General features: G+C 58.5%; 16 protein-coding genes and 1 pseudogene. 5 read left to right on the top strand and 12 right to left on the bottom strand.

Annotated elements, in window-relative coordinates; all coding sequences use genetic code 11:
* Positions 1-62 precede the first annotated feature (62 nt).
* From AC5PZ0_RS25435 to glnT, 4 genes are all read right to left on the bottom strand, one after another.
* Entirely contained in the window at positions 63-1,388 is a 1,326-nt protein-coding gene (locus AC5PZ0_RS25435) for an FMN-binding glutamate synthase family protein (protein ID WP_027595365.1), read from the bottom strand.
* Positions 1,389-1,403: 15 nt separating this feature from the next.
* Positions 1,404-2,078, bottom strand: a complete 675-nt coding sequence (locus AC5PZ0_RS25430) for a GltB/FmdC/FwdC-like GXGXG domain-containing protein (RefSeq protein WP_027595364.1) — start codon at positions 2,076-2,078, stop codon at positions 1,404-1,406.
* Positions 2,079-2,105: 27 nt separating this feature from the next.
* Complete coding sequence (locus AC5PZ0_RS25425) at positions 2,106-3,011, bottom strand: class II glutamine amidotransferase (protein ID WP_493855989.1); 906 nt, start codon at positions 3,009-3,011, stop codon at positions 2,106-2,108.
* 65 nt (positions 3,012-3,076) lie between these two features.
* The gene (gene glnT / locus AC5PZ0_RS25420) at positions 3,077-4,411 is read right to left on the bottom strand and encodes a type III glutamate--ammonia ligase (protein ID WP_027595362.1); all 1,335 of its coding nucleotides are present in this window, start codon (positions 4,409-4,411) and stop codon (positions 3,077-3,079) included.
* A gap of 272 nt (positions 4,412-4,683) precedes the next feature.
* Between glnT and AC5PZ0_RS25415 the strand changes: the two genes are divergently transcribed.
* A complete protein-coding gene (locus AC5PZ0_RS25415) occupies positions 4,684-5,277 on the top strand; it encodes a helix-turn-helix domain-containing protein (RefSeq protein ID WP_027595361.1) in 594 nt (197 codons plus the stop codon).
* Between the two features lie 294 nt (positions 5,278-5,571).
* On the top strand, positions 5,572-6,501 hold the full coding sequence (locus AC5PZ0_RS25410; RefSeq protein ID WP_493855988.1) for a DMT family transporter: 930 nt from the start codon (positions 5,572-5,574) through the stop codon (positions 6,499-6,501).
* 26 nt (positions 6,502-6,527) lie between these two features.
* Here AC5PZ0_RS25410 and AC5PZ0_RS25405 read toward each other — a convergent pair whose 3' ends face one another.
* On the bottom strand, positions 6,528-7,238 hold the full coding sequence (locus AC5PZ0_RS25405; RefSeq protein ID WP_493855987.1) for an NUDIX hydrolase: 711 nt from the start codon (positions 7,236-7,238) through the stop codon (positions 6,528-6,530).
* A 138-nt stretch (positions 7,239-7,376) separates the two neighbouring features.
* On the opposite strand from AC5PZ0_RS25405, the gene AC5PZ0_RS25400 reads away from it, so the two are divergent.
* Together AC5PZ0_RS25400 and pncB are read left to right on the top strand one after the other, a co-directional pair.
* Positions 7,377-8,027, top strand: coding sequence for an isochorismatase family protein (locus AC5PZ0_RS25400; protein ID WP_085274331.1), 651 nt, complete (start codon positions 7,377-7,379; stop codon positions 8,025-8,027).
* Complete coding sequence (pncB, locus tag AC5PZ0_RS25395; RefSeq protein WP_493855986.1) at positions 8,024-9,223, top strand: nicotinate phosphoribosyltransferase; 1,200 nt, start codon at positions 8,024-8,026, stop codon at positions 9,221-9,223. Before AC5PZ0_RS25400 ends, pncB begins: the two co-directional genes overlap by 4 nt.
* Before the next feature lie 24 nt (positions 9,224-9,247).
* Here the strand turns inward: pncB and AC5PZ0_RS25390 are convergent.
* Positions 9,248-9,434: pseudogene (locus AC5PZ0_RS25390) on the bottom strand (LysR family transcriptional regulator); the annotation flags it as partial.
* 80 nt (positions 9,435-9,514) lie between these two features.
* On the opposite strand from AC5PZ0_RS25390, the gene AC5PZ0_RS25385 reads away from it, so the two are divergent.
* Positions 9,515-10,588, top strand: coding sequence for an IS630 family transposase (locus AC5PZ0_RS25385; protein WP_493855985.1), 1,074 nt, complete (start codon positions 9,515-9,517; stop codon positions 10,586-10,588).
* A gap of 213 nt (positions 10,589-10,801) precedes the next feature.
* On the opposite strand, the gene AC5PZ0_RS25380 is transcribed toward AC5PZ0_RS25385, so the two are convergent.
* The 6 genes from AC5PZ0_RS25380 to AC5PZ0_RS25355 form a co-directional block, all read right to left on the bottom strand.
* Positions 10,802-12,154 (bottom strand): aminotransferase class III-fold pyridoxal phosphate-dependent enzyme, encoded by a 1,353-nt coding sequence (locus tag AC5PZ0_RS25380; RefSeq protein ID WP_265969090.1) that lies wholly within the window; start codon positions 12,152-12,154, stop codon positions 10,802-10,804.
* Between the two features lie 86 nt (positions 12,155-12,240).
* A complete protein-coding gene (locus tag AC5PZ0_RS25375) occupies positions 12,241-13,716 on the bottom strand; it encodes an NAD-dependent succinate-semialdehyde dehydrogenase (RefSeq protein WP_493855984.1) in 1,476 nt (491 codons plus the stop codon).
* A gap of 528 nt (positions 13,717-14,244) precedes the next feature.
* A complete protein-coding gene (locus tag AC5PZ0_RS25370) occupies positions 14,245-15,654 on the bottom strand; it encodes an amino acid permease (protein ID WP_493855983.1) in 1,410 nt (469 codons plus the stop codon).
* A 250-nt stretch (positions 15,655-15,904) separates the two neighbouring features.
* Positions 15,905-16,786 (bottom strand): DMT family transporter, encoded by an 882-nt coding sequence (locus tag AC5PZ0_RS25365; RefSeq protein ID WP_493855982.1) that lies wholly within the window; start codon positions 16,784-16,786, stop codon positions 15,905-15,907.
* Between the two features lie 57 nt (positions 16,787-16,843).
* The gene (locus AC5PZ0_RS25360) at positions 16,844-17,566 is read right to left on the bottom strand and encodes a haloacid dehalogenase type II (protein WP_238217181.1); all 723 of its coding nucleotides are present in this window, start codon (positions 17,564-17,566) and stop codon (positions 16,844-16,846) included.
* Positions 17,567-17,634: 68 nt separating this feature from the next.
* The gene (locus AC5PZ0_RS25355; RefSeq protein WP_099429040.1) at positions 17,635-17,964 is read right to left on the bottom strand and encodes a tRNA-binding protein; all 330 of its coding nucleotides are present in this window, start codon (positions 17,962-17,964) and stop codon (positions 17,635-17,637) included.
* Positions 17,965-17,987: the final 23 nt, after the last annotated feature.

Below are 17,987 nucleotides of genomic sequence, written 5' to 3'. Positions count from 1 at the left end.
GGAGTCACTCCTGTGCGAATGGGGATGCATCGGGGGCCGCTTTGCGGCCCCAGAAGGTTGGATCAGTACTGAGCCTGGCCTGGTACCCAAGCAGTACCGGCCAGCGGCACCCGGGCCATGGCAGCCGCCTCGACGGTCAGCGCCACCAGGTCCTCAGGGTCAAGGTTGTGCAGGTGCGACTTGCCGCAGGCACGGGCCATGGTCTGCGCCTCCAGCACCAGCACGCGCAGGTAGTTGGCCAGGCGCCGGCCGGCCTCTTCCGGGTTCAGGCGCTTGGCCAGTTCCGGATCCTGGGTGGTGATACCGGCTGGGTCGCGGCCGTTCTGCCAGTCATCGTAGAAACCGGCGGCCGAGCCAAGTGCCTTCAACTGCGCATCCAGGCGCGGGTGGTTGTCGCCCAGGGCGATCAGCGCGGCGGTGCCGATGGCTACCGCGTCAGCGCCCAGGGCCATGGCCTTGGCCACATCGGCGCCGTTGCGGATGCCACCCGAGACAATCAACTGCACCTTGCGGTGCATGCCCATCTCCTGCAACGCCTGCACGGCCTGCGGGATGGCCGGCAGGATCGGGATGCCGACGTGCTCGATGAACACTTCCTGGGTCGCGGCAGTACCGCCTTGCATGCCGTCGAGCACGATCACGTCAGCGCCGGCTTTCACCGCCAGCTTGACGTCGTAGTACGGGCGGCTGGCACCGATTTTCACGTAGATGGGTTTTTCCCAATCGGTGATCTCGCGCAGCTCGGCGATCTTGATTGCCAGGTCATCTGGGCCGGTCCAGTCCGGGTGGCGGCAGGCACTGCGCTGGTCGACGCCGATCGGCAAGGTGCGCATGCCGGCCACGCGCTCAGTCACTTTCATGCCCAGCAGCATGCCGCCACCGCCCGGCTTGGCGCCCTGGCCAAGGACGATCTCGATGGCGTCGGCCTTGCGCAGGTCGTCCGGGTTCATGCCATAGCGCGACGGCAGGTACTGGTACACCAGGTGCTGCGACTGGCCCCGCTCTTCCGGGGTCATGCCGCCGTCACCGGTGGTAGTGCTGGTGCCGGCGATGGTCGCACCACGGCCCAGCGCTTCCTTGGCATTGGCCGACAGCGCGCCGAAGCTCATGCCGGCGATGGTCACCGGGATCTTCAGGTGGATCGGTTTCTTGGCAAAGCGGGTGCCCAGCACCACGTCGGTGCCGCATTTCTCGCGGTAGCCTTCCAGCGGGTAGCGCGACACGCTGGCGCCGAGCAGCAGCAGGTCATCGAAATGCGGCACGCGGCGCTTTGTGCCACCGCCGCGGATGTCATAGATGCCGGTTTCGGCGGCACGCTGGATTTCCTGGATGGTCAGGCGATCGAAGGTGGCCGACTCACGCAGTACCGGGGGGAATTGCTCGCTCATGGGGTTGCTCCTGGATCAGTACGCGGAGGCGTTGTCGACTTTGAAGTTGTACAGCTGACGGGCCGAGCCATACCGTTTGAAATCGGCGGCTTTATGGTCGAGGCCCGCGTCGTTCAGCAGCGCTTGAAGCTCTTGCAGGTGCTCGGCGCGCATCTCTTTCTCGATACAGTCCGAACCCAGCGACTGGACCGTGCCCTTGACGTAGATGCGCACCTCGTACAGCGAGTCGCCCAGCGCATCGCCGGCATCGCCGCACACCACCAAACGCCCGGCCTGGCCCATGAAGCAGCTCATGTGGCCAATGCTGCCGCCGACCACGATGTCGACGCCCTTCATGGAAATACCGCAACGGGCACCAGCGTCGCCCTCGATCACCAGCAACCCGCCGTGGGCGGTTGCACCGGCGGCCTGGGAGGCACTGCCCTTGACCCGCACCGAGCCGGACATCATGTTTTCCGCCACGCCCACGCCCACATTGCCGTGCACCGTAATGTTGGCTTTCTGGTTCATGCCGGCGCAGTAGTAGCCGGCATGGCCGTCGATCTCTACCGAAACGTCTTCGTTGATACCGACAGCCAGGTTGTGTTTGCCGTCGGGGCGCGTCACGCGCCACTCACGGTCTTGCACCTCACCGTGCAGGGACTGGTTAAGGACACGCACCGAAGTGCTGGAAAGGTCGATCGTCTTCATAAGGTTCTCCAGAGGTTCGGTGGCAGGTCAGGCGCTTTCGCGCTCCCAGACGTACAGGGTGGCCGGCGCCGGCTCCCAGACCTTGGCGTTTTCAATACCGGGCAGGCTGGCCAGGGCCTGGTATTCGGAGGCCATGGCCACGTAGTCGTCGGTTTCGGCCAGCACCGCTGGCTTGCAGGCGATCGGGTCGCGAATCACCGCGAAGCCGTTGCGGGTGCCGATGGCAAAGGTGAAGAACCCGTCCAGGTCTTGCAGAGCCCCGCCCAAAGCCTTGGCCAAGGTATCGCCCTGCTGCAGGCGCCAGGTCAGGTAGCCGGCAGCCACTTCGGTGTCGTTGTCGGTCTCGAAGGTGATGCCTTCACGCTTGAGTTCCTGGCGCAGGCGGAAGTGGTTGGACAGCGAGCCGTTGTGCACCAGGCACAGGTCGGCGCCGGTGGAGAACGGGTGGCTGCCCTCCAGGGTCACCGCGCTTTCGGTGGCCATGCGGGTGTGGCCGATGATGTGGCTGCCCTTCATGCCGGCCAGGCCGAAGCGGCTGGAAATCTCGGCCGGCAGGCCCATGCCCTTGAGGATTTCGATGCTCTGCCCGGCGCTCATGATGCGCACTTCAGGGGCCAGCTCGGCCAATGCTGCACGGGCGGCGGCTTCCGTGGTGTGCACCTTGAGCACGGCGGCGCTGGCGTTCTGAAACCAGTCCAGCGAGCAGCCCAAGCGCCCTTCCAGTTGCCCCATCAAGCTGGCCCACGAATAGCCCCCATCAAGGGCCTGCAACGTCAGCTTTACCCAGCCGTCGGCCACTTCATCGCCGTAAATGGCAAAGCCGGCGCTGTCAGGGCCACGGTCGGTCATGGCGTGCAGCATGGGTTCGAAGAGCTTGCCGAGCTGGGCTTCCAGCTCAGGCTTCTTCAGGTACAGACCTACGATTCCACACATGGTGATGCTCCTTACTAGGCAGTGGGCGACCGCTGTTTTGAGGGCCGCCCAAGGGATGGGGGCGGTCAGAAAAACTCGGTGTAACGCTGGATTTCCCAGTCGGAGACGTGTCGGCAGTACTCCACCCACTCCATGCGCTTGAGCTTGATGAACTCGTCGACGATCTCGGCGCCGAGCACCTCGCGGAACAGGGGGTCGGCCTCGAGCGCGTCGGCGGCTTCCTTGAGCGATTGCGGCAGGGTCTTGATACCGCGTGCGGCGATTTCTTCGAGGCTCAGGGTGTAGAGGTTCTCGTTGCACATCTCGCCTGGGTCGAGCTGGCGGTCGATACCATCCAGGCCAGCCGCGATGATCGCGGCAGTGACCAGGTACGGGTTGCAGCCCGCGTCCGGCAGGCGGAACTCAAGGCGCCCGTAGGGGATGCGGACCATCGCCGAGCGGTTGTTGGCGCCCCAGGCAACGAAGGCTGGGGCCCAGGTCGAGCCGGACAACGAGCGGCCAACCACCAGGCGTTTGTAGGAGTTGACGGTTGGCGCCGCGAAGGCACACAGCGCCGGGCCGTGGGCCATCAGGCCCGCGGCGAAGTGGTACGCCAGCTTCGACAGGCCCATGCCGCTGCTGTCGCTGGCGTCATGGAACAGATTCTTGTTGGTGCTGCTGGCCAGCGACAGGTGAAAGTGCATGCCATTACCCGCGCGCTTGGGGTCGGGCTTGGGCATGAACGAGCAGATCATCCCCAGGTCGTTGGCGATTTCGCCGGCCGCCATGCGGAAGAACGTGAAGCGGTCGGCCGACTCCATGGCGTCGCTGTAGGTGTAGTTGATCTCGAACTGGCCGTTGGCGTCTTCGTGGTCGATCTGGTAGATGTCGAAGCCCACGGGTTGCAGGGCTTCGGTCAGGCGCTCCAGAAACAGCCGCGAACGCGACAGGCCCTTGTAGTCGTAGCACGGCTTGTCGAGGTTGTCGGAGGCATCCACCAATTGCAGCTTGCCGCCTTCGTCACGGCGGAACAGGCTGAACTCGGGCTCAAGCCCGGTGTTCAGCGTCCAGCCCTTGTCGGCCAGGCGCTGCACCTGCTGCTGCAGAACGTAGCGGCTGTCATAAGGCCAGGGCTGGCCGTTGACATGGCCGACGCACACCACCCGGCCATAGCCGGGCTGCCAGGGGACCGGGATCAACGTGGCCAGGTCGCCCCGGGCCATGAAGTCCGGGCCGTGTGGCTCCATGCCCATGCCGCAGATGGCGAACCCGGCAAAACCGGCGCCCTCCTCGGCCACCATCTTGAGGCCCGAGACCGGCACCGATTTGGTCTTTGCCGAGCCATGGATGTCGACAAACTGCGCCAGCACATACTTGATGCCGTGCTGATCGAGGGTGCGCTGGGTTTCTGCTGGCAACATGGGATGAACACTCCTGGGTAAGGGGCTGCTTGTAATTCCGCATGGGAAACTTACTTTCATCACAGGAATGCAAAGCGCTTGCCAGGTTTACCTCCACCGGCCTTTTCGCGGCGGTTCGGCGTGAAGAGGCCAGCCGCCATTACCCAGGAAATTCCGTTGTAGATATGGGAAACTTGTTTTCACCTGAGGAAAACGACTGCCACCGCAGCAGCATTTCGCACTTTCTCAGTGCGAAATCTTTATTCTTGAACTGAAACCGTGCAGGACATTAGATGCCGACCGAAACCCAACCGCGCCTTCGCCTGGAGCAGTACCTGGGCTTGCAGATCAAGCGCCAGCGCCAGGCCCAGTCCCTCAAACTCGCCGATGTGGCGCGCATCGCCGGTATCAGCCAAGGGATGCTGAGCAAAATCGAGAACGCCCAGGTGTCCACCAGCCTCGACACCCTCAGCCGCCTGTGCGATGTGCTGGGTATGCCGATGGCCAAGCTGTTCAGCCAATACGACCAACCTGACGGCAATGCACTGCTGGTGAAGGCCGGTGAAGGGCTGGAGGTGGTGCGCCGGGGCACGGAAAAGGGCCACACCTATCATTTGCTCAATCACGCCAGGGGCCCGAAGAAGCACTTCGAGGCCTACATGGTGAGCATGGATGACGCCAGCGAAGAGTTCCCGACCTTCGCCCACCCAGGCACGGAGTTCCTGCATTTGCTGGAGGGTGAACTGGTGTACCGCCACGGCAACCAGCTCTATCACATGCACGCGGGTGACAGCCTGACCTTTGATGGCGAAACCCCGCACGGGCCGGAGCAGCTCGTGCAGGTGCCCATCCGCCTGCTGTCGATCATGAACTACGGCGAAGAGTAAGGCGGCGCGGCGCGACAACGATCAATGTCGCGATCAGACAACCAGACGTCGCCCGCGACCGGCCTCGCAACCCTGTATACAAAAATAATACACACATCAGCCAGCCCCGCGCCGTGGGCTGGCAGACGCGGTAATTGCGAGTAAACAGCCTCGCTTCACAATTCCAACGCTGTGGCGCCTTTTTGCACCGGGCAATTCGTCCGGGCTCATAACGATAAAACTCCCAGTTTTGAAGACCCGCGACGCGTCGGCCGGGAGTGCTTGCGCGCGCACATTGTGAAGAATTTGACTGCCATGATCGCTACCTCCCTCCCCGTAGCCGGTGCCTCCACCGGCCACCGCAACGCGCTGCTCGTTGCCCACATCGCCGCCGTCCTGTTCGGCCTGACCGGCATCTTGGGCCACTTGATCGAAGCCGACGCCAGCATCATCACCTTCGGCCGCGCCACCTTTGCCTTCATTGCCCTGGGCTTCGTCGCCGGGCTCAAGGGCACCCGCTTGCTCGACGCCCTGACCTTGCGCAACCTGCCAATCCTCGGCCTGACCGGCGCGCTGCTGGCTGCCCACTGGGTGACCTTCTTCATTGCCGTCAAGGTCGGTGGGGTGGCCGTGGCGACCCTGGGCTTTGCCAGCTTCCCCGCCTTTATCGCCATGATCGAGCGCGGTGTGTTCGGCCAACGCATTGGCGCCACCCAAGGTTTGTTATTGCTGATGGTGACGGCAGGCCTGGTGCTGGTCGTGCCCACCTTCGACCTGCTCGACAAAGGCACTGTCGGCCTACTGTGGGGTTTGGGGTCTGGCCTTGCCTTCGCCTTGCTGACGGTCGCCAACCGCCGCCGCGCATCGAGCATGAACGCGATGCAAGTGGCGTTCTGGCAGAACGTGGTCGTGGCCGCGCTGGTGGCACCGTTCGCCTTCACTCACTTGGGCAGCACCAGCCTAGGCGGCCATGACTGGCTCAACCTGGCGCTGCTGGGCGTGTTCTGCACCGGGCTGTCGCAGTTCCTGTTCGTCAAGAGCCTGGAAGGCCTTGAAGCGCGTACCGCCGGCATGATCATCGCGCTGGAGCCGGTGTATGCGATTCTTGGGGCGTGGTGGTTGTTTGGCGAGCAACCGAGTGTGCGCATGGCGGCGGGGGCGGCGTTGATCGTGTTGGCGACGCTGCTGGCAGCGGCGCGCAAGGCGCCGGCGGAGCACGGTGATACCAGCCGCTGCGCGCACTAGCTCCAGCGACAGTAGCCTGCCCGCAGTTAAGACAGCCCGCCTTCCGGCAACAAACTGCGGTCAAACATGAACGGCCGCTCCCCCTGCGGCGTGTACTGATACAACTGCTGCGGCCTACCCAGCTTAGGCTGGTTCTTCTCCCCGGTATCCCTCACCCACCCCAGCTCGCGCAAGCGCTCCAGGCGTTTGCGCAGCGAGGTGTTGTTCACCGCCTGCCCCAGGCACGCCTGCACTGCCCCCAAGGCATCGAGCACGGTGAACTTCTCGGCCAGCAGGTACAGCGGCAAGCTGCTATACACAGTCTTCGCCGCCAGCCGTTCGCGGGCGCGCTCCACCAGCAAGTTGTGGTCGAAGGGCAAGAGCACCTTGCGCCCCAGCACGCTGTCCATATCGACAAACGCCAGCTGCTCACCTTCAACGGTCTGCCCAGGGGCGAGCAAGGCCAGGTAGTAGGTGCTCAGCGACCAGCCACGCGGGTCACGGAACGCATTGCCTTCGGTACCCACCTGTTCCATGTAGCACGGCACCACCCGGGCCTTCTCCCGCAAAGCGCGGTCGGCCGCGCCTTCCAGGCTGGTGTCGGGGATACGGCCGTTGACGATCACACCCGGCAAGGCCCACTGGCCGGCGTGCGGTTCGCGCTCACGGCGGTGCAACAACACTTGCAGATGCTGGGCTTCAGGGGCCATGCGCAAGGCGACGATATCGACGCTGGCCAAGACTTCAGTGCTACTCAAGGGAACGCTCCACGCTTCAGTAACTCAATAATCCACCAGAGCAGTTAAGTAGCACAAGGGGCTTTGTTTCATTAGCTAGTGCTTGACACACTTAATGCACCAGGTGGAATATATAGCCATGCCAGCGAGGAGAGCACCATGAAGATCGCCAGTTTCGATGTCGACGCGCAAAACGGCTTCACCGCCAACGCCCCGCAGGAACTACCCGTGCCCGAGGGCGATGAAATCGCCGCCGACCTCAACGCCATGGCCCTGCGTGCAGACTTGCGCCTGGGCAGCAAGGACGCTCACCCGGCCAATGCAGCCTGGGTGGTTGCCGACCCGGCCCAGATGCTGCAACCGCTGCCGCTGGCCAATGCCGACCTGACCTGGGTCAGCCACTGCGTGCCAGGTACACCCGGCTTCGAACTGCTGCCTGGCCTGCCCGCCCCCATCGATTACGACTACTTCGTGTGGAAAGGCGTCGAACCCGACCTGCACCCCTATGGCGCCTGCTACCACGACCTGGCCGAACGCCGCTCCACCGGGGTGATCGAATACCTCAAGGTGCAGCAGGTGGGCGCCGTGATCGTCGGCGGCCTGGCCCTGGACTACTGCGTCAAGACCACCGCCCACCAACTGCGCCGGGCCGGGTTCCAGGTGTTGCTGTACCTGCCGGCTTGCCGCGCCCTCACCCAGGCCGGCGCCATCGCTGCCTGCGGCGCATTGGCCGCCGAGGGTGTCATCCTCTGCGGCGACGAAGCCGCGCTTGACTACCAACTCTCGCTGATCAAGGAAGACCGCCCATGAGTGACAGCGTTTTCGGCCCGCGCATCATCCAGAACCTGCTGGACACCGACTTCTACAAGATCACCATGATGCAGGCGGTGCTGCACAACTACCCCAACGCCGAGGTGGAATGGGAATTCCGCTGCCGTAACGGTGAGGACCTCTCCCCTTACTTGGCAGAAATCCGCTACCAGGTCGAGCAACTGGCCGATGTCACCGTCACCCACGACCAATTGGCCTACCTCGAAAAAATCCCGTTCATCAAACCGGACTTCATTCGCTTTCTGAGCCTGTTCCGTTTCAACCTGCGCTACGTGCAGGTCGGCCTGGACGACGCCGGGCAGCTGGCAATCCGCGTGCGCGGGCCGTGGCTGCACGTGATCCTCTACGAGATCCCGCTGCTGGCAATCATCAGCGAAGTGCGCAACCGCTACCGCTATCGGGAAGTGGTGATGGAACACGTGGGCGAGCGGCTGTACCAGAAGCTTGACTGGCTCAAAGCCGAAGCGAGTGCCGATGAGCTGGCAGGCTTTCAACTGGCCGATTTCGGTACCCGACGGCGCTTCTCGTACCGGGTCCAGGAGCAGGTCGTGCACATTCTCAAGCGCGACTTCCCTGGCCGCCTGGTCGGCACCAGCAACGTGCACCTGGCCCGCGAATTGGAACTCAAGCCCATCGGCACCATGGCCCACGAATGGTTCATGGCCCACCAGCAACTGGGCCCGCGCCTGGTCGACAGCCAGGCCGCTGCGCTGGAATGCTGGGTACGGGAATACCGCGGGCTACTGGGCATCGCGTTGACCGATTGCATCACCATGGACGCGTTCATGGGGGATTTCGACTTGTACTTCGCCAAGCTGTTCGATGGCCTGCGCCACGACTCGGGCGACCCGCTGGCATGGGCAGAAAAGGCCATTGCCCACTATGAAAAACTGGGGATCGACCCGCGAAGCAAAACGCTGATCTTCTCGGATGGGCTGGATTTCGCCAACGCGCTTGGCCTGTACCGCGCACTGCATGAGCGGATTAACGTGAGCTTTGGCATCGGCACCAACCTCACCTGCGATATCCCAGGGGTGGAGCCGATGAACATCGTGATCAAGATGACGGCGTGCAATGGGGCGCCGGTGGCGAAGATTTCCGACAGCCCGGGCAAGACCCAATGCCGGGACGAGAACTTCGTGGCGTATCTCAAGCACGTGTTCAAGGTGGGTTGATGCCGCCGCGAGAGGCCAGCTTTGCTAATCGTCTTTGGGCTCGCCCACACACAACTCCATGAACCGCGCCGCCGCCCGCGACGGCGTGGCGGCATGGGGTATCACAAGGCCCGCTCGACAATCTGCCTCACCCCCGACCCACTCTCGCGCAGCACCAACGGGTAGGCACCAGGGTTTCCAAGGTCTGCACCTGGTCAACGGCCAACGGATGACTGCTAGTGTGGTGTTTCAGAAGTACCGCTGAAAATCTGAGTTAGGCTCTGTAGAAGCTCATTAGCCAAGGGCATCGACATGGGTCGACCAGCAACCGTCATTATCCTTTCCGAAACTGAAAAGTCAGAGCTGCTACGCCGCATCAAGCTCCGTAAAGGCGCTCAGGACGCTCGATTGCGCGCGGAGATAATCCTCGCCTGTGCCGCAGGCGAGTCAGGAAATGACATCGCTCAGCGCTTGGGTACCAGTAAGGATGTGGTGTCACGATGGCGACAGCGTTTCTCTAAGTTGGGGCTGTTGGGGTTGAACGATGAACCGCGCTCTGGCCGACCACGCACCATTTCCGATGAGCAAGTTCAACAAGTAGTAAACCAAGTGCTGCAAGGTAAGCCCGACGATTCCAGTCACTGGAGCACGCGACGGATGAGCCGTGAGACGGGCCTATCTCCTGCGAGCGTAATGCGTATTTGGCACGCGTTCGGGATCAAGCCGCACTTGGAAAAGACTTTCAAGCTCTCCACTGATCCATTGTTTGTCGACAAGGTGCACGACATCGTCGGGCTCTACTTGAACCCGCCCGAACGAGCCCTGGTGCTTTGCGTTGATGAGAAGAGTCAGATCCAAGCGTTGAACCGCACACAGCCGGGCTTACCGCTTTCCCCAGGTAACCCTGCAACTCGCACACATGACTACAAACGGCACGGAACGACCTCGCTGTTTGCTGCCCTGGATGTGGCAACCGGTGAGGTGATCGGCCGACTCAAACGCCAACATCGCAGTACTGAGTTCCTCGCTTTTCTGAGGGAGATCGATGTGTCAGTACCTGCCGATATGCCGATTCATCTGATCATGGATAACTATGCGACTCACAAGACTGACAAGGTCAGGGCGTGGCTTGCGGCGAGGCCACGCTACAACATCCACTTCACGCCCACCTCGGCATCCTGGCTGAATTTGGTTGAGAGGTTTTTCTCAACGCTGAGCGAGAAGTGGATCAAGCGGCAGGCACATGTCAGCGTTAAGGATCTGGAGGCGTCGATTGAGCACTACCTGGAAACCTACAACCAGAATCCGAAGCCATTTCGGTGGCACAAGAAGGCCGAGGACATCCTTGCCTCAGTCGCTCGCGCGGCACGAGCGCTGGGTAGATGATTTTCAGTGGTATTTCTGAAACACCACACTAGGCTCTATACGAAAAGTCTTGTGGGAGCGGGCTTGCCCCGCGATGGAGTGCGAAGCGCTCCTATACCCGATATCGACTAGCGTCAAAGTCGCCGCGAATTCAGGCTTTGCTGCCGCGTTGCGGCAGATCGCGGGGCAAGCCCGCTCCCACAACGATATCTACACTGCCCTACCAGCTGACGTTCAGCCCCACCTTGTGCCCGTCACCTTCTCGATAGAGAAGGTCAGAATCTCAATCAACTTGTCGACATCAGCGTGGGTATAGTTCAGCGAAGGAGCGAACCCGAGGATGTCGTCGTTGAAAGCTCGGAATACAAGGCCCTCGCTGAACGCATGGGCAAGGATCTTTTGGCCCACCTTCAACTTGGCATCAGGCTTCGCTCTGGTGTGTTTGTCTGCTACCAGTTCGACACCCGCCAGCATCCCGCGTCCACGTACCTGGCCTACCACATCCAGTTTTTCCAACGACCGCAGTTTGCTCTGGAAGTACTCACCTACTTCAGTGCCATTTTTCAGGAGCCCATTCTCGTAAAGGTCGAGCGTAGCATTGGCGATGGCCGCGCTGACAGGATGGCCGGCATAGGTTTGACCATGACCAAAGGGTGTGCCGTCAGATCCAGCCTCCGCAATCGCCGCGTACATTCGTTCAGAAATAATAGTCGCGCCCATTGGCGCGTAACCGGATGTCAGGCCCTTAGCCATGGTCATAACGTCCGGACTGACGCCTTCATGCTCACAGCCGAACATCGGGCCGGTGCGGCCAAACCCAGTGATAACTTCGTCAACGATCAGCAGGATTCCAAGCTCATCGCAAGTAGCCCGCATCGCTTTCAAATAGCCAGCCGGAGGCACAATAACTCCACCGGAGCCGATGATGGGCTCACAGATGAATGCCGCTACGTTACCCTGCCCGATTTCTTGAACCTTGCTTTTGAGTGCGGCAACGGTGGCTGCCAAGACAGCAGTCTCGTCTGGCCCGGCGCTGTGGCGGTAAGGGTAAGGTGCTTCGATGTGATGCTGAGTTGACGTAGGCACATCGAAATATCGATGGAAAACTGGAAGTGCGGTCAGGCCGCTCCCTACAGCCGACGAGCCATGATAGCCACGTTGCACCGCGATGAAGTGTTTCTTCTCGGGTTGTCCGATGGCATTGAAGTAATAGCGAACAGTACGAATAGCGGTATCGACAGCGTCCGATCCACCTTGGCCAAAGATGACGTGATTCAGGCCTGGTGGAGCCAGCTTGGCCAAGCGATACGCCAGTTCGATTGCAGGCTCGCTCCCGAAGCCAAAGTATCCGGTTGCGTACGGCAGGACTTCGAGCTGCTTCTTCGCCGCTTCAACAATCGATTGTTGGCCGTAACCAGCGTTTACGCACCAGAGCCCCGAAAATGCGTCTTGTACACGGTGACCGTTCACATCCACTAAATGGATACCCTCGGCGCTTTCCCAAGCGCATACGCCCTTCGCCTGGTGATCCATCAGGGCGGTGACCGGGTGAACCCAGTGTTGATCTTTTTCCTGAAGCTTTTTCATACGACCTCTCAGCAATACATGCATGAACAGTTGGCTCAGTCCAAAACAACATCGGCCAGAGCCAACCCACGTCTTGGACTTGGAAATTAATCCAGTCCGCCTTGGCAGACGTATTTGATGTGCATGTACTCTTCGAGGCCGTGAACGGAGCCTTCTCGACCGTATCCCGAATCCTTCACGCCACCAAACGGAGCGGCTTCGGCAGCCAGAGCGCCTTCGTTCACACCGACGATGCCGCACTCAAGTGCGTCGGTTACACGATGCACACGGCGCATATCGTTGGTGTAGAAATAGGATGCCAGGCCGAAAGGCGAGTCGTTGGCCATCTTGATGACCTCTTCCTCGGTTTCAAACCGGGTGATCGGGGCTACCGGGCCGAAAGTTTCCTCATGGAAGCATTTGGATGACGGATCTACGTCGGCCAGAACGGTTGGAGCGTAGTAGGTAGACTCAGCACGCTGCTCGGTGAAAAGGCGCTTGCCTCCCGCCATGACGCGAGCACCCCGAGCTACTGCATCGTTGACATGCTCTTCAATCTTGGCGATCGCTTTCGCGTTGATCATCGGGCCAATCTGCGACTTCGAATCGCTGGCCGGGCCAACTACCAGGGCCGACACACGAGCAGTGAGTTTTTCCAGGAAATTACCGTAGACCTTGGACTGGACGTATACGCGGTTAGGGCACACGCAGGTCTGCCCGCCGTTCCGGAATTTAGCCACCATCAAGCCTTCTACGGCGGCATCAATGTCAGCGTCCTCAAACACGATGAACGGCGCATTGCCGCCCAGCTCCAATGCCAGCTTTTTCAAGGTACGCGAGGATTCGTGGGCCAGGTGCTTACCGACAGGCGTCGAGCCAGTGAAGGTAATTTTGCGAACACGTGGATCATCTAACCACACATCCGCAACCGTCTTGGACGCAGAAGTATTAACGATGTTAAGGACGCCAGCCGGGACGCCAGCCTCTTCGGCAAGCTTGACCAGTGCCAAAGCAGTGAGCGGCGTTTCCGCCGCAGGCTTACATACAACAGTACAGCCTGCAGCCAATGCTGGAGCGATTTTCCGAGCGATCATCGCCGCCGGGAAGTTCCAGGGTGTGATGGCCGCCACAACACCGACTGGCTCCCTGTAGGCCGCCATTTTGCGGCCATGTACGGCTTGAGGAATGATGTCACCATTTGCCCGAGTTGCTTCCTCAGCAAACCACTCGACATAGCTCGCGGCGTAGGCAATTTCGCCTACGGCTTCAGCAAGCGGTTTACCTTGCTCAGTAGAAATGATCTTACCCAGGTCTTCAGCGTTGGCCATGATCAAATCATTCCAACGCTTCAAGATTACCGCTCGCTGCTTGGCAGGCGTCGAGCGCCAAGCTTCAAACGCATCAACTGCCGCTTCGACCGCTGCCTTTGCGTCCTTCTCGTTGCTGTCTGGAACCAGGGTAACGCGCTCCCCAGAGGCTGGATTGTTCACTGGGAGGGTTGCGCCAGATGCTGCGTCCTGCCACACACCAGCGATGTAGTTCTTGGTGAGAATCAACTCCTCGCGCTGCAGCTTAAAGCTCATAAAACCTCCAGAGAAATGCAAAAAAGTAGGCAAACGTAGTGCCTTCATTCGAATACAAAGAAGGCATGCGTTACCCGATAGCAACGATGATTAACGCGCAGTGAACACCCATTTGATGTGCCCGCAGTTGAGCCTGATGCGACCTAGCTTTAACCATTGATTTAAAGTAAATGCTATGCGCCGAGGCTGGAACCTTCTACCTACCCGAAATAGGATGAACATGTGCTGAATGAGACTTCTGAGTAGGAATTTCAGCTTCGCGCTCGTATCTAGTGAAACGCCTAGCACCCAGCTTGTGTTGCAGGGTCGGACGATCGTCATGCAATGAATTCATCTGAACACATTCGGCTGCACCCACCAGTTCCCGCCCGCATAAACAGGCCCTTTGAATAGGAGCCGACGTCACAGACTTTAGGAACAGAATGAAGGCAGGTGGTAAGCCGACGGCAGCCGCTGGCACCACCCACCAGAATTGATCCAGGTTGTACAACTCAATGTGACCACGCCCAGATCACAGCGTAGGTACTCTCAAAGCCTCGCGCGACTGCATCGTATCTGATGCACAACACCAATGATCACCAACGCCATTGCTGCAGTACCAGTAGAGATGACCAGAACCTGATACTCAGGCATGAACGACATCACCCCCAGACAAACTACGATGAAGATTATTACTGCCCATGTCAGCCAAGGGAAAAGCCACATTCTTAACGGAATGTCACTGCCACTCGCCTCAAGCTTGCGACGCATCTTCAACTGTGAACACGCGATAACGAGATAAACCAAGAGGGCGATGGTTCCCGTCATGTTCATCAGCGTATCAAGAATATCCTTAGGGCGCAGCACTTCGCTGAAATTGATCAACGCTAACACAACCGCCACGACGCAAGAGCCGATGATCGCATACAACGGAATTCCCGTTTCTGCTTTAGTGAACTTGAAGAACGATGGTGCATCGCCACGTGTCGCCAAAGAATAAAGCATGCGTGAGGCCGTGTAGTGAGCTGAAATCAGACAGCTACTAACCGACGTCAATACTACAAAGTTCATCAGAATTTCGGCACCCGGTACTCCCAACAGCTCGAGTGTACGCCGGTATGAGCCATAACCCGACTCGCCAAGCATAGGGTCATTCCACGGCACCAAGCACACGATAAGGAAGATTGACCCGACGTAAAATAAGCCTACGCGCCAAACGACTGACTTAGTCGTTTTGACGATCTGCTGCGCTGGATTTGCAGACTCGGACGCTGCAATAGTCGCAATTTCAGCGCCCAGGAACGCAAACATCACACCAAGCATGGCACCTACGACAGGATCTATTCCATTTGGCATGAAGCCGTGCGCAGTCAGGTTGCTGATGCCTCTCACCTCCCCTAGCGTCCAGATGTTAGTGACTGCCAGGCAGCAAACGATTAGGAAGCAAAAAATCGCCACTACTTTAATTAGCGCAAACCAAAACTCAAACTCGCCATAGTTTTTTACGTTGAAAAAGTTGATACTGATCAATAGGAGTGTCGTTGCCAGCACAAAGACGTTGACACTAATACTTGGGAACCAACCGTTTAAAATCTTGCCAGCTACATAGGCCTCCCAAGCCATTAAACTCACCCAATATCCCCAGTACAACCAGCCAATGGTGAATCCTGCCCAGCGGCCAATAGCGCGATCGGCATACGTTGAAAATGAACCTGTGTCGGGGGAGGACGTGGCCATTTCACCAAGCATTCGCATGATGAGCATCATCAAGACCCCACCGACCAGAAACGCTAGGAACGCTGCGGGGCCTGCACTATGGATAACGCTTCCGGAGCCGACGAATAGGGATCCTCCGATAACACCCGCGATGGACATCATTGTCAAATGTCGGGACTTAAGGCCAGCTTTGAGCTGACCCTCCTGACTCTGTACCTTGCTGTTTGCTGTAACTGTATCCACAACTGCTTTCCTCATTTTATTTTAATCAAGTATCAATCACGGGCAGGTCGAATCCCCTCATGTGAAATAGCCATCCAGGAGAGAAGTACAACGCACTGATATTCGGCCCACAGCGATCGGTGGCTACATACGCTCAAAAAAAAGCCCCCAGTGTGGAGGGGGCAAGTACAACAAAAAGGTAGAGACCAGAACCGAGTGACCAATTCAATCCTTTCTACCATTACTGCGCAGTACGAAGATTCCTGATTCGTTACTTGAGAGCCGGGGCCTCAGTCTTCTTGGACATGACCATCGATACAACAACCAACGCTGCCCCCACCCAGATATACCACTGCATGCCTACATTCAGGTAAAGCGCCAAAAAGGCTGTTGATAGCACAGGCGTGGCATAGCTGAGCACGGCGACTTGTTCATGGTTTGCTTTCTTCATCGCATAGTCCCAGAGGTAGAATGCCCCACCCATCGGGCCAATGCCCATGTACAAGATCGCCCAGATTTCGTTAGTGGTTAATGTCGGCCACTGTGCACCCGTACGATAAAGCGCTAAGCAAACAGCTCCAGAAACAAGACAATACAAGCCAACAGAGGCGCTAGGCACATGAGGGTACTTCTTCGCTAATAGCGAGTATACAGCCCAGAAGATTGCAGAAACAAAAGCAAGGGTGTAGCCCAGCCAGGTGTTAGAAGAGTCGCCAACGCTGATCGAGTGATCAGGGTTACAGCTAATCATAGCACCTACAAAGCCAATAAGACCTGCGAGAACAGATTTGACTGTTAGTTTGCCGCCGCGAACAAACAATGGGCCCAGCAAAACAATGAAGACAGGCCAAAGATAGTGAAGCAGACTAACGCCGATTGGATCGGCAAGCTGCAAGGCATAAAAATAGATAACATGGTACGTCAACATGCAAAACGTACCAATCAAAAACAATTCGCGAGGCATCTTCCAGAACTTAAGCCAAGGAAGGCCAATCACACCACCAATGAAAAGCGCAGCACCCGTAATAAACATGGGCGAAACATTACTACAAAACGTTACGCTTACGGCCAGAGTACTCCAGATAATGACCGCCGCTATGGCAGGCAACATACCAAAACCAGTTTTAGTTGCTGCCGTATCGAGTGAATTCATAGCTTTTGTACCATTGAAGTGAAAAAGCCGGCAGCCCTAAGGCTACCGGCTCTTGACTCAGCCTTTCAGGGCTTTCTTATGGGCTTCAGCCATCTCGCCCATGCTGTTGAAACGGAAATCGATATTTGGCATACGCGACGGCACATGGGTAGCACCATAGCCTTCTTTACCGTGACGACGGTAGATCCAGGCCGACGCCAAGCCTGCGTCGTTGGCAGGGATGTGGTCGTGATACAGGCTCTCTGCAGTGTGCAGAATATCGCCCTTCTCGATTCCAGCTTCACCCAGAGCATCGATCATGAAGGTGAAGTTGTTTGGATTTGGCTTATACGAACCAACATCCTGGGCGGTAATGATATGGTCGAACTCAACACCCAGTTTGGCATTGCTCAGCTTGAACTCGTTGCGATCGATGTTGGACAGGATCACCAGCTTGTAGTGGTTCTTCAGGTACTGAAGAGCCTCAACGGTGTCTGGGAAAGCAGGCCAGTTTTTGACAGAGGTGCCGAACTCTTCGCGCTCAGCGGCGTCGGGCTCCAGGCCCCACTCTTTGGCAATGCGATCGTACACAGCGCGCAGGATGTCCTGATACAGAGCACCTGGAGTCTCGGTCTGCTGAGGCGACTCGTTACGACCGAACACTTCCAGCAGTTCATCGGAAGTGAAAGTTTTGCCGGTGCGCTTTGCCAGCGGCTGGAGAGCGTTGACAATACCGGTTTCCCAGTCAATCAGGGTGCCGTAGCAATCGAAGGTCAGCGCTTTGAAGTCGGTCAGTTGCATCTTGATATCCTACTTTTAGGTTTACTTGTTTTGGGTTAGTCGCCAAACAGAAGCTCAGCAACTAAGGGTTAGAAAATTTTGCTTCCGATTGGCACTTGGCGTTCAGTGGTCAGGTAAACCACCTCACCCGGCTCGCGATCCACGCCCAGCATCAACACCTCGGAGGTGAAGCCTGCAATCTTCCTTGAGCCCAGATTGACGGCGCAAACCACCTGCTTACCGACAAGTTCTTCGGGGCTGTAGAGCTTGGTGTACTGAGCGCTGGTGGTCTTCTCACCCAGCTCACCAAAATTGATCCAGAACTTATAAGCTGGCTTGTTTGCTTTTTCATTGAGCTCTACTCGCACGACTTCGCCGACACGAATATCAACCTCATTGAACGCTTCAAACGGGGTCATAACCACTCCAGAATAATTGCGGT

This window comes from Pseudomonas sp. 5.2 (genome assembly GCF_059025405.1).
This window is presented reverse-complemented; position numbering and strand designations above follow the sequence as displayed.